Source organism: Bradyrhizobium sp. IC3123, assembly GCF_020193625.1.
Classification (GTDB): Bacteria; Pseudomonadota; Alphaproteobacteria; order Rhizobiales; family Xanthobacteraceae; genus Bradyrhizobium; species Bradyrhizobium yuanmingense.
In genome coordinates this window covers 717,375-729,481 of the sequence record NZ_JADYVF010000003.1, presented here as the reverse complement: position 1 = coordinate 729,481, position 12,107 = coordinate 717,375, and the positions used below count along the sequence as shown (strand labels likewise).

Here is a 12,107-nt window from a genome sequence, read left to right as displayed (position 1 = left end):
GGCCTTCGCTCCCTGATGTTTTGTGTCGGGAGCCTAGCACCTCATTTCCGCATGCAGCAGCGCGCCTTGCGCAACCGCACCCATCATCACGAGCAATGCGGTATGCTCGTCAGCCCGTCCGCCGTCTTGCTCTTACTTCGACCATCAGCCGCCAGTCCACTGCCGTGGCCGGCTTGACCTCCCCACGCCAACGGAAGGAGTCCCCGGTAATCTCAGTAAAGCTCCAGCGCGTCAGCTCGCCGGATTCGGTCGTGCCTTCCTGCACGATGTCCTCGCCGCGGGGACGGCCGATCTGCTGCCGGAACACGCGGCGGCCCGGATCGAACCAGGAAATCCGCCACGCATCCATGGCCGGATCGTAGACGCGCAGCGTGGTGCCGTACCAATTGCCGGCGATCGGAAAGGCTGCGCTGCCCGCTGGCCGGGGAATGATCCAGACGTCCTGCACCGCACGGCCTTCCAGCACCCAGCCGAAATGGATTTCGCCCGGCGCGGTGTGGCTTCTGCCGTCCGGTCCAAAGGCGGTGATCTCAGCGTCCCAGTCGCCGACGAAACGGCCGTAGAGCTGAAGCGCGGCCGCGTGCTCGGGATGCGGTGCGCTGGCGTGAAGAAGTCTCGCAAAGTCGTTCATGTTGCTCTCCTGCTGCGGAGGATTCAGCACGGATGAGCCGCGGGCGACTTGGAGAAAATTGCCGGCCGTCGTCAGGTCTTGCGCAGCGACAGATGTCTCATGGGACGATCGGCCTCCGCCTGCGTCGACCGATTGCTCGAGCTCTCAGCACGCCAGATGGCGACAACGGCGACAATGACGAGACTCGCGCCCACGAGCATCATGCGAGAGAACGGCTCTCCGAGCACGAGGGTGCCGAGCAGCACCGCGATGACCGGATTGACGAATGTGTAGGTCGAGACCAGGGAGGTCGAGACATTCTCGAGCAGCCAATTGTAGGCGGCGAAGCCGATGACGCTGCCGGAGACGATCAGCCAAAGAGCTGCTGCAACGGACGTCATTGAGACCTCGCTCGGTCTAAAACTCTCCAGCTCGCCCGTCAGCCAGCTGATCGCGAACAACACGGCGCCCCCGATCGACAGTTGCATGCCAGACAGCGCGATCGCGGATGCTTGATGCGACATGCTGCGCGACAGCACGGTGCCGATCGACCACGACAGCGCCGCCGCGAGCAGCCAGACGATCGGAAGCATGCTGATGCCGGCCTGCTGGGCGTTTTGCCATGCCACGAGCCCGACGCCCACGAAGCCGGGGATGAGCGCGAGCAGCGCGATCGGCCGCGGGTGCTGATCGCCCGGAAAAAGCGTGTCCGCCAGAAGGATCCAGAACGGAATCGTGGCGAGCACGATGGCGGCCACGCCGGACGGAACCGATTGTTGTGCGAAGGCGAGAACGCCGTGGCAGCCGACGAAGAAAAGCAGCCCGCAAAGGCCTGCCTGCAACCATGTCCGGCCCGGGGTATTCGCGACATGCCTGCCGCTGAAGGCGAGCAAGATCATGCCGCCGCATAACGATCGAACTGCCATCAGCAGAAACGGCGGTATCGATTGCAAGCCCAGCGTGATGGCGAAATAGGTGGAACCCCACAGGAGATAGATGGCCGCAAACGAGCCGATGACCAGGAACCGTCTGCTCATGATTGCTCCGACTGAGGTGGGTCTTGGAGCAACCAAGTCGTTGACGGGTGATGCGTTCCGGTTCTGAGTTAGACCCCGTCGAGGATGATCACCGTCGGCTTCGTCGGCAGCGTATCCCGTGACATCCGGAACGAGCGCTCGACGCGCCGGTCGATCTCGAATTGCTGGCCGATCCGGCGCATGAAGTCGTCGAGCGGAGTGGCGAAGCGGTGCATCGGCAGTACCACCGAGGCGCGCAGCCGCTTGGTGATCTCGGAGATGCCGTCGAGCGTCATGGTATAGGTGCCGTCGATCGGCACCATCACGATGTCGAGCCGTCCGATCTGGGCGAAATGGCTGTCGTCGAGCTTGTGATGGAGGTGGCCGAGATGGCCGATGCAGAGGCCGGCTGCCTCGAAGATGAAGATGGAATTGCCGTCGCGGATCATGTCGCTGCCGGCATCGTCGCCGTAATAGCGGCGGATGTCGGTGGTGACGTTGCGGATGAAGGTGTCGCTGATGCGCTGCGACACGATCGCCGGCTTGCCGTCCTCGCTCCAGCCATGCAGCACGTGGGGAATGCGCTTGTCCGGAAAGAGAGTGTAATGGGTGCTGTGCGCCCGGTTCATGGTGACGACATCGGGCAGTCGCCCGACCTGGTAGGCGCCGCTATAATCGGTGGCGATGCGCAAGCCGGCGGGCGTGTCGATGAAATAGGTGGAATGGCCGGCATAGGTGATCTCGACCTCGGGCGCAGCTGCAGCCTGCCTGAAGACGACCGGCATGATCCGCGGCGCCGCGTTGGCCATCGCCAGGCATTCGCTGCGCAGTGGTTGCTGGGCCAGGGCAGGGGTCAGGAATGCGCCGAACAGCGCGATAGCCGCCAAAACCAGTCGTCGCATGGATCCGTCCCCGATGACTTCACAGCGAAGTCTAGCGTGCAATGCGGAGCATCGCCAATGGGGTGCGATCAACAGCGCGTCAGTGTCGCACCTATTGCTCGCGCTTCGGGCTGAACTTCCAGGTGACCGCGACGAGGCCTGCGGTAATCAGGCCGCTGATGAGGCCGGCCACGGGAAGGGCGAGCAGCAGTGCGGCGGTGGCGGCCCAGCCGATCGAGGAAAAGGCCTCGGCGAAGGTTGCAAGCCTCGAAGACGTCTGACGGCGCCGGAATTGGCTGCGCCTTGCCTGCACCCGGAACCAGAGCTGGATCGCGGTCGCCGAGGCCGCGCTGATGATGATCGCACCCGCGCTGATTGCGGCCTGGGATGGCGAGGCAAAGGCTAGCGCCGCGAGCAGCGGAGCGAAGATTGCGGCAATCGCGATCAGCACCACCTCGATCTTGGCACGGATGATGCCGGACGGCATCAAGGGCGCGGTCGCGACCAGGTCGGGCGCGTCCTCGCCCGAGATCGTCAGCCAGGCGAGTCCGCCGGCGAGCTGTCCGGCCGCCATCACGATGACGGGTGTGATCAGTGTCAGCGCCGCGGAGCTGTCGGCGAAATTACGCCAGAGCAGCAGCGCCGGCGGTACCAGATAGAGCAGCTGCATCAAGGTCTGCGAGATCAGCCATGGATCGCGCCACAGCAGCATGAATTCCTTGCGACGCAGCGCCTGCTGGCGCGATCCGCCGCGGAACGGGCGCTCCTTGGCACGGACGCGGCCGGACGTGGCGTAGGCCGCCGCATCGATCGCGGTGTCGGCAAAGCGGTGCGAGAAGATCGCCATCACGCCGCCGAGCATGACCAGAGCGAGCGCGAGAAGCAGCGCCAGCGCCTCGCTGTCGCCCATCGCTGCCCGCGCCGGCCACCACCAGATGCTGTCGACGTCGGGGGCGTAGGCGGCAACGCTGCCCGAGGTCAGGATGGTGAAGCGCGACAGCGTGCCGTAGGACATGATCGCGGCGACCTGAAGCGCGATCACGAAACCCGCACCGATGATGGCGGCGAGGATCTGTGCGATCAGGCGCGTCCGCGCCGGGCCGATCAACCGGAACAGGAGAATGGTGACGGCGATCGCGATCGCCGCCGCGGACAGGCCCATCGCAATGACGACGCCGAAGGCCGCCAGCCAGCGCGCGCCGCCGCCGATCACCAGAACGTCGATGAAGGGCGTCGAGAACAGCAGCGCCAGCACGGTGACGGTCAGCGCGATCGCGGCGATGCGGACCGAGAACAGATTGGCCAGCCGCGCCGGCGAGGACATGATCAGGTCGAGATCGGCGCGGGCGTAGAATACCCGCGTCACGGATTCGATCGCCTGCGACAGCATCAAGGTCCAGGCGAGAAAGATCGTCGCCGAAATCACGATCAGAGAGGATTTGTCGAGCGGCAACTGCAGGTCGGCGAAACGGCCGATCACCGCCCAGGCCGGCAGGTGGAGCAGCGCGGCGAAGCACATGAGGCCGATCATTGCCGCGCGCGCCCGTTTGCGCCGCCCGCCCGTCATCATGGCGAGCCATTCGCGCCAGGCGAGCCGCAGCTCGTGGCGGGCAAACCAGGACAGCGCGGTGGCCGAGCTCATGCCGCTTCCTGAAGCGTCACCAGCGCGATGAAGAGGTCTTCCAGGCTGGTGTCGGCATGGCCGTTCTGGTGGCGCAGCTCGGTGAGCGTGCCTTCCGCGACCAGGCGGCCGGAGGCGATCACGCCGATGCGGTCGGCCATGCGCTCGGCGACTTCGAGGATATGCGTGGTCATGATGACGGTGCAGCCGGCGCGGACACGCGCGCTGAGCAGGCCCTTCACATGGCGGGCGGAAACCGCATCGAGCCCCGTCAAGGGTTCATCGAGAATGATGAGGCGGGGATCGTGCACCAGCGCCCCTGCGAGAGCGACCTTCTGGCGCATGCCCTTGGAAAAGCCCTCGCAGCGCTCGTGGCGGTGCGCCTCGAGGCCGAGCGAATCGAGCAGTTCCTCGGCGGCCGGTTGCGAGATCGACGGCACGATGCCCCAGAGGCCGGCGACGAATTCGAGATATTCGAGCGGGGTGAGCTTGTCGTAGATCATGGGCTCGTCGGAGACCCAGGCCATCACCTGCTTGGCGGCGACGGGGTCTTGGAGCGCATCGATGCCGAAGATCGAAACGGCGCCGGCATCGGGCCTGAGCAGGCCCGCAACCATGCGTAAAGTGGTGGTCTTGCCGGCGCCATTGGGGCCGACCAGGGCGTAGAATTCGCCGGCGTGAATGGTGAGATCGAGGCTGTCGACCGCCAGACGGTCAAAACGCTTCGTTAACCCTCGGACTTCCAAGGCCGAGTTGTCCGGCTTCATGACGGCCACACCATCCGGTTTGCATCGCCCGCGACCATGACCCGAAGATGTTTCGGCACCGTGAATCGCACTGCCGCAAATTCCGCCAACCGGATTGGACTAAAGACAAGGTATCCCGACAAGTCACCGTTTGTTGACAGCGCGCGGGCGTTCAGGCTGAATTGATTCCGGACAAATGGCGCTAACGCGGCGAAACGACTGCGTAGCGACTGGACACAAGATGCGGCAAGGCGGCCTCGAAGATCGCCGGTTGCATCGGGGAGGACGCGCGTCAATGCTGGATTTCGTTCAGCAGCTGGTCAGCGGTGTTGCGCTCGGCTGCGTCTACGGCCTGATCGCGCTCGGCTTCGTGCTCGTCTACAAGGCCACCGAAGTCGTCAATTTCGCCCAGGGCGATCTGATGATGCTGGGCGGTTTCTTCGCCTTCACCTTCATCGGCATGATGGGCCTGAACTACTGGATCGGCTTCGCCGGTGCGGTCGCCGCCATGGCGCTGTTCGGCATGCTGGCCGAGCGCGTGGTGGTGCGGCCGATCCTCGGCTATCCGCAATTCTCCATCATCATGGTCACAATCGGTCTCGGCTATTTCCTGCGTTCGGTCGCCGGCATGATCTGGGGCACCGACGACCTGAAGATCGAGACGCCTTTCAGCCAGGGCGTGCTGCGCATGGGCTCGCTGGTGCTCGCCTACGACAAGCTCTCGGTGATCGCGGCGACGATGATCCTGTGCACGCTGCTCTGGCTGTTCTTCAACAAGACCACGCTCGGTACCGCGATGCGCGCCAGCTCCGAAAATATGCTGGCAGCCTATTACATGGGCATTCCGGTCAAGCGCGTGGTGTCGGTCGTCTGGGCGATCAGCGCGGCGGTCGCGACCTGTGCCGGCGTGCTGCTGGCGCCGATCACCTTCATCCACTCCAATGTCGGCCTCGTGCTCGGCCTGAAGGCGTTTCCCGCCGCCGTGCTCGGCGGCTTCGGCTCGATCCCGGGCGCGGTGGTCGGCGGCGTCCTGATCGGCGTGATCGAGAGCATGGCCGGCTTTTACCTGCCCGAGGGCTGGAAGGACGCCGCGCCTTACATCGTGCTGCTCACCGTGCTGCTGCTGAAGCCCGAGGGCCTGTTCGGCCTCCACGTCCGCAAGAAGGTCTGAACGCCATGCGCTTCCTGTTCAAGACCGACTACGAGGACGACATCAAGCTGTTCCCGCATTCGGGCTACGTCGTCACCTACGGCGTCCTGCTCGCGCTGCTGCTGATCGCGCCTCACGTGCTCTCCAGCTATCTGATGAGCCAGCTCGTCTTCGTCTGCATCTATGCGATCGTCGGCGTGGCACTGCTGATTCTGACCGGCTTCACCGGCCAGGCCTCGCTTGGGCACGCGGCGTTCCTCGCGATCGGCGCCTACACGGCGGCGTACTTGCAGAAGTACAACGTGCCGTTCCCCGTCTACTTCCTCGCGGCGGGGCTGTTGACCGGCATCATCGGCGCGATCGTCGGCTTTCCGGCGCTGCGCCTCACCGGCATCTATCTCGTCATCGCCACCATCTCGTTTGCCCTGATCGTGGAGGAGATCCTGGCGCGGTGGGAAAGCGTTACCCACGGTAACGAGGGCATGCGGGTCAAGACGCTGTCGCTGCTCGGCGTCGCCGTGCCGCGCGACAGCCCGACCTTCTATTACCTCTGCCTTGCCGTGCTGGTGCTGACCATCGTCGGCACGCTCAATCTACTACGTTCGCCGACGGGCCGCGCCTTCGTCGCGATCCGCGATTCCGAGACGGCGGCGCGCAGCATGGGCGTCAATGTCGCGCTCTACAAGGTGAAGTCGTTCGCGATCTCGGCCGCGATCACCGGCTTTGCCGGCGTCCTGTTCGCGCACAAGCTCTCCTTCATCTCGCCGGAGATGTTCACGCTTCAGCTCTCGATCGAGTTCATCATCGTGATCCTGATCGGCGGCACCTTCAGCCTGCACGGCGCCGTGCTCGGCGCGATCTTCATCGTGATGATCGACCCGTTCCTCACCTATCTCAAGGACGACATGCCCGGCATCATCGCCGGCATTGCCGCGACATTCGGCGCCGGCGCGGCGACTGCGGGCAATATCGAGGCGAAGGTCGCGGCCTTCGCCTCGCTCAACGGCCTGAAGGGCGCGATCTACGGCATCATCATCGTGCTGTTCGTGCTGTTCGAGCCGCTCGGGCTCTACGGCCGCTGGCTCAAGATCAAGCTCTTCTTCCAGCTGTTCCCTCTCTACAAGCGCGCCACCTTCAAGCGGCAGAAGATCTACGTGAAGTCGGAGCGCAATCGATGAGCTATTTCCGCGCCGAGAACCTGTCGCTGCATTTCGGCGGCCTCAAGGCGGTCGATGCGGTCTCGTTCGCGGTGGAGAAGGGCGAGATCCTCTCGATCATCGGGCCGAACGGAGCCGGCAAGAGCTCGATCTTCAACCTGATCTCGCGGATCTACCGGCCGACCTCGGGCCGTATCTTCTTCGAGGACCAGGACATCACCGAGCAGCCGCCCTACGACATCGCCAAGCTCGGCATCGCCCGTACCTTCCAGAACATCGAGCTGTTCGAGAACGCGACCGTGCTGTCGAACCTTCTGGTCGGCCGCCACCGCCATTCGACCACGCAGCTGTGGCAGGAGCTCTTATTCCTGCCGAGCGTGCGGGCCAACGAAAAGGTTCACCGCCGCCGGGTCGAGCAGGTCATCGAATTCCTCGACCTCGAACCCTATCGCGACAAGCTGATCTCGGGCCTGCCTTACGGCGTGCGCAAGGTGATCGAGCTGGCGCGCGCGCTCTGCTCGGAGCCGAAGCTGATCCTGCTGGACGAGCCGTCCTCGGGTCTCAACGTGGAGGAGACCGGCGACATGTCGTTCTGGATTCGGGACATGAGGACCGAGCTCGGTATCACCGTGCTGATGGTCGAGCACGACATGTCGCTGGTCAACCGGGTCTCCGATCGCGTCATCGCACTGAACTACGGAAGGGTGCTGGCGATGGGCTCGCCCGCTGAAGTGCAGCAGCACCCCGACGTCGTCGCCGCGTATCTGGGAGCCTGACCGATGGATGCCGCTGCGCCCCAGGATATCATCCTCAAGCTCTCCAACATCGAGAGCTATTACGGGCCGATCATGGCGATCCGCGGCATCTCGCTGGAGGTGCCGCGCGGGCGCATCGTCACGCTGCTCGGGGCCAACGGGGCCGGCAAGACCACGGTGCTGAAGACCATCTCCGGCATCCTCGATCCGCAGAAGGGCGCGATCGAGTTCATGGGCAAGCCGATCCAGCGCATGGAGGCCGACCGCATCGTGCGGCTCGGCCTCAGCCACGTGCCCGAGGGGCGCGAGGTGTTCCCGTTCCTCTCGGTGCGCGAGAACCTGATGATGGGTGCCTATCCGCGCAAGGACCGGGACGGCGTCGCGGAGGACATGGAGCGCGTCTACGGCTATTTCCCGCGCCTGAAGGAGCGCATCAACCAGCCGGCGGGCCAGCTCTCCGGCGGCGAGCAGCAGATGCTCGCGATCGGGCGCGCGCTGATGAACCGGCCGACGCTGCTCTTGCTCGACGAGCCCTCGCTCGGCCTGTCGCCACTGCTGGTGAAGGAGATATTCACCATCATCCGCCGGGTCAACGAGGAGCAGGGCATGTCGATCCTGCTGGTCGAGCAGAACGCCAAGGTGGCGCTGGAAACCGCCCATTACGGCTATGTGCTGGAGATCGGCCGTATCGTGATGAACGATACCTGCGACCGCTTGATGCATTCCCAGGACATCCAGGAATTCTACCTTGGCGCCAAGGAAGCCGGCGCGCGCGGCGAGCGGCGCTGGAAAAAGAAGAAGACGTGGCGGTGAGGACGAGCTGGCAGTAAGATGAGCTTGCCCAACGTTGAGCAAAGACCGGCTGGCAAGGCAGGCAGCGGAGGGAAGGCGACAAGGAGGAGAGGTGCATGGCCCGACCGGCGGTGCTGACGGTCGCTGATACGATCGCGAAGAGCTTCTTGCGCGCCGCCGAGACGCGGGGCGACAGGCCGGCGATCCGCGAGAAGAAGTTCGGCATCTGGCAGCCGACGAGCTGGCTAGAATGGCTGGAGATCTCCAAAGAGATCGCCTACGCGCTCCGCGCCGTCGGCTTCATGCCCGGCGAGGTCGCCTCCATCATCGCCAATGCCGTGCCCGAATGGGTTTATGCCGACATGGGCATATTGTGCGCCGGCGGCGTCTCCAGCGGAATCTATCCGACCGATTCTTCGTCCCAGGTCGAGTATCTCGTCAACGACTCCGCCACGAAGGTGATCTTCGCCGAGGACGAGGAGCAGCTCGACAAGATTCTCACCTGCCGCGCGCGATGCCCCAGCTTGCAGAAGATCATCGTGTTCGACATGGAGGGCCTCAGCGGTTTCTCCGACGACATGGTGATGTCGCTGGACGAGTTTCGCGCGCTCGGCCGCAACCACATGGTCGGCCGCGAAGCGCTGTGGCAGGAGATGATCGACAGCCGCAGCGCCGGCGATCTCGCGGTCCTCGTCTATACGTCCGGCACGACCGGCCCGCCGAAAGGCGCGATGCACGCCAATCGCAGCGTCACCCACCAGATGCGACACGCCAACGACTTCATACCTGCGCGAGAGGACGAGAACCGGCTGGTCTTCCTGCCGCTCTGCCACGTCGCAGAGCGTATCGGCGGCTATTACATCTCGGTCGCGCTCGGCTCGGTGATGAATTTTGCCGAGAGCCCGGAAACCGTGCCTGACAATCTGCGCGAGGTGCAGCCGACCGCCTTTCTGGCCGTGCCGCGCGTCTGGGAGAAGTTCTATTCCGCCATCACCATCGCGCTGAAGGATGCAACGCCGCTGCAGCAATGGGTCTATCGCCGCGCCATCGGCATCGGCTACCGCATGGTCGATTGCCGGCTCGAGGGCAGGGCGCCGCCGCTATCGCTGCGCATCGCCAACCGCATCGCCTACCTGGTCGCGTTCCGCAACATCCGCCGCATGATCGGACTCGACCGCTGCCGCATCGCGTTCACCGGCGCAGCCCCGATCGCACCGGAGCTGATCCGCTGGTATCTGGCGCTCGGCATCGACATGCACGAGGTCTACGGTCAGACCGAGAATTGCGGGGTCGCAACCATGATGCCCGCGGACAAGATCAAGCTCGGCTCGGTCGGCACCGCGGTGCCCTGGGGCGAGGTCGCGCTGTCGCCCGCCGGCGAGATCCTGATCAAGGGCGACTTCCTGTTCATGGGCTATTTGAACCAGCCGGAGAAGACCGCAGAGACGATCGATTCCCGCGGCTGGCTGCACACCGGTGACGTCGGCACCATCGACAATGAGGGCTTCGTGCGCATCACCGACCGGATGAAGGACATCATCATCACCTCGGGCGGCAAGAACATCACGCCGTCCGAGATCGAGAACCAGCTCAAGTTCTCGCCCTACATCTCCGACGCGGTCGTGATCGGCGACAAGCGGCCCTATCTCACCTGCCTCGTGATGATCGACCAGGAGAATGTTGAGAAGTTCGCCCAGGATCACGACATCCCCTTCACCAATTATGCCAGCCTGTGCCGGGCGAGGGAGATCCAGGACCTGATCGGGCGCGAGATCGAGCATGTCAACGGCAATTTTGCCCGCGTCGAGACCATCAAGAGGTTCTACCTGATCGAGCGCCAGCTCACGCCCGAGGACGAGGAGCTGACGCCGACCATGAAGCTGAAGCGCGGCTTCGTGAACAAGCGCTACGCCGCCGAGATCGAGGCGATGTATCGCGAGCGTGCGGTGGCGTGACGAGTCGGTCCATTTCGAGAAAGCGAAGGAGCTGTGGCCCCGCCCTTCGTGCAATACGGGCCTTTAGGAGAGGAGACGTCAATGTCGAAATCGTTCAGCGCATTCGGCCTTGCTGTGGGTGCCGTGGTGCTCACCTGTCTGCCGGCCGCAGCGCAAACCAAGGTCACCAACGAGGGCATCTCGGCAACCGAGATCGTCATCGGCACTCACCAGGACCTGTCAGGCCCGATCAAGGGGTGGGGCGTTCCGGTCGCGAACGGCATGAAGATGGCGGCCGAGGAGATCAATGCGGCCGGCGGAATTCACGGCCGCAAGATCCGGCTGGTCGTCGAGGACAGCGGCTACGATCCGAAGAAGGCCGTGCTGGCGTCGCAAAAGCTGATCGAGCGCGACAAGATCTTCGCGATGGTGGGGCCGATGGGATCACCGACGGTGCTCGCCGCGCAAGACATCCTGTTCGATGCCGGTGTCCTGCAGCTGTTCCCGCTGACGGCGGCCGAATTCACCTTCAAGTTCGATCCGGCCAAGCCGCAGGAGCGTCTGAAGTTCAACAATTTGCTGCCCTATGTCGAGAGCACGCGGGCTGCGGTGAAATACATGATCGAGTGGAAGGGCTTCAAGAAGCCCTGCATCATGCATCAGGACGACGAGTACGGTAAGAACGTGCTCGATGGCTTCAATCAGCAGCTCACTGCCATGAAGGCGCAGCCGGCCTCGATCACGAGCTACAAGCGCGGCGCCTCCGATTTCAGCGCGCAGATCGCCAAGATGAAGTCAGATGGCTGCGACCTCGTCGTGCTCGGCACCGTGCTGCGCGAGACCATTGGGGCGATGACCGAAGCCAAGAAGCTCGGCTGGGACGTCACCTTCCTCGGGGCCACCCCCACGAACGTGATGGAGGTTCCTGCGCTGGGTAAGGACGCCGTCGAGGGTCTCTATGCTGCCAGCGGCTTCGAGATTCCTTATGAGGACACCGCCAAGGGCAAGGTGAAGGATTGGCTCGTCAACTACAAGAAGATGTTCAACGCCGACGCCAACACGCAAGCCATCATCGGCTACAATGCCATGATGACTTTTGCGTTCTATGCCAACAAGGCCGGCAAGGATCTCACCGGGCAGAAGATGCTCGATGCGCTCGAGTCGGGCGAGAAATTCCTCGACATCTTCAACTCGCCCCCCACCAAGTTCTCCAAGACCGACCACCTCGCCAACACCATCACCCAGGTGCAGCAGGTCAAGGGCGGCCGCTGGGTGCTGGTGAAGGACAATCTGATGTTCTGATGCTCTTCGCCTCTCCCCGCGCGCGGGGAGAGGCCGGAATTTGCGCAAGCAAATTCCGGGTGAGGGGGACTCTCCGCGAGTCCGTCTCTCACCGTCTTTGCCGAAGCAGCCCCTCACCCCGACCCTCTCCCCGTAAGAACGGG

11 protein-coding genes are annotated in these 12,107 nt (G+C 64.0%); 6 read left to right on the top strand and 5 right to left on the bottom strand.

The window, feature by feature from the left end:
* Positions 1 to 109 precede the first annotated feature (109 nt).
* The 5 genes from I6F20_RS13505 to I6F20_RS13485 form a co-directional block, all read right to left on the bottom strand.
* Complete coding sequence (locus I6F20_RS13505; protein WP_036021294.1) at positions 110 to 631, bottom strand: hypothetical protein; 522 nt, start codon at positions 629 to 631, stop codon at positions 110 to 112.
* A gap of 71 nt (positions 632 to 702) precedes the next feature.
* Complete coding sequence (locus I6F20_RS13500; protein ID WP_050995832.1) at positions 703 to 1,647, bottom strand: EamA family transporter; 945 nt, start codon at positions 1,645 to 1,647, stop codon at positions 703 to 705.
* A gap of 68 nt (positions 1,648 to 1,715) precedes the next feature.
* Positions 1,716 to 2,528 (bottom strand): MBL fold metallo-hydrolase, encoded by an 813-nt coding sequence (locus I6F20_RS13495; RefSeq protein ID WP_035997591.1) that lies wholly within the window; start codon positions 2,526 to 2,528, stop codon positions 1,716 to 1,718.
* 91 nt (positions 2,529 to 2,619) lie between these two features.
* Positions 2,620 to 4,149 carry a permease gene (locus I6F20_RS13490; RefSeq protein WP_225126513.1) on the bottom strand — a complete coding sequence of 510 codons (1,530 nt, stop codon included), beginning with the start codon at positions 4,147 to 4,149 and terminating at the stop codon, positions 2,620 to 2,622.
* Positions 4,146 to 4,895 (bottom strand): ABC transporter ATP-binding protein, encoded by a 750-nt coding sequence (locus I6F20_RS13485; protein WP_109145618.1) that lies wholly within the window; start codon positions 4,893 to 4,895, stop codon positions 4,146 to 4,148. Before I6F20_RS13485 ends, I6F20_RS13490 begins: the two co-directional genes overlap by 4 nt.
* A 274-nt stretch (positions 4,896 to 5,169) precedes the next feature.
* Between I6F20_RS13485 and I6F20_RS13480 the strand changes: the two genes are divergently transcribed.
* The 6 genes from I6F20_RS13480 (at position 5,170) to I6F20_RS13455 (ending at position 11,964) form a co-directional block, all read left to right on the top strand.
* Positions 5,170 to 6,045 carry a branched-chain amino acid ABC transporter permease gene (locus I6F20_RS13480; protein WP_035997599.1) on the top strand — a complete coding sequence of 292 codons (876 nt, stop codon included), beginning with the start codon at positions 5,170 to 5,172 and terminating at the stop codon, positions 6,043 to 6,045.
* A 5-nt stretch (positions 6,046 to 6,050) separates the two neighbouring features.
* On the top strand, positions 6,051 to 7,202 hold the full coding sequence (locus I6F20_RS13475; RefSeq protein WP_035997601.1) for a branched-chain amino acid ABC transporter permease: 1,152 nt from the start codon (positions 6,051 to 6,053) through the stop codon (positions 7,200 to 7,202).
* Positions 7,199 to 7,957, top strand: coding sequence for an ABC transporter ATP-binding protein (locus I6F20_RS13470; RefSeq protein ID WP_035997604.1), 759 nt, complete (start codon positions 7,199 to 7,201; stop codon positions 7,955 to 7,957). The genes I6F20_RS13475 and I6F20_RS13470 overlap by 4 nt, the downstream gene beginning before the upstream one ends.
* A gap of 3 nt (positions 7,958 to 7,960) precedes the next feature.
* Positions 7,961 to 8,749 (top strand): ABC transporter ATP-binding protein, encoded by a 789-nt coding sequence (locus I6F20_RS13465; RefSeq protein WP_035997607.1) that lies wholly within the window; start codon positions 7,961 to 7,963, stop codon positions 8,747 to 8,749.
* Positions 8,750 to 8,844: 95 nt separating this feature from the next.
* Entirely contained in the window at positions 8,845 to 10,683 is a 1,839-nt protein-coding gene (locus I6F20_RS13460; RefSeq protein ID WP_109142366.1) for an AMP-dependent synthetase/ligase, read from the top strand.
* A gap of 81 nt (positions 10,684 to 10,764) precedes the next feature.
* Positions 10,765 to 11,964: an ABC transporter substrate-binding protein gene (locus tag I6F20_RS13455; protein WP_035997612.1), complete on the top strand. Its 1,200-nt coding sequence runs from the start codon at positions 10,765 to 10,767 to the stop codon at positions 11,962 to 11,964.
* Positions 11,965 to 12,107: the final 143 nt, after the last annotated feature.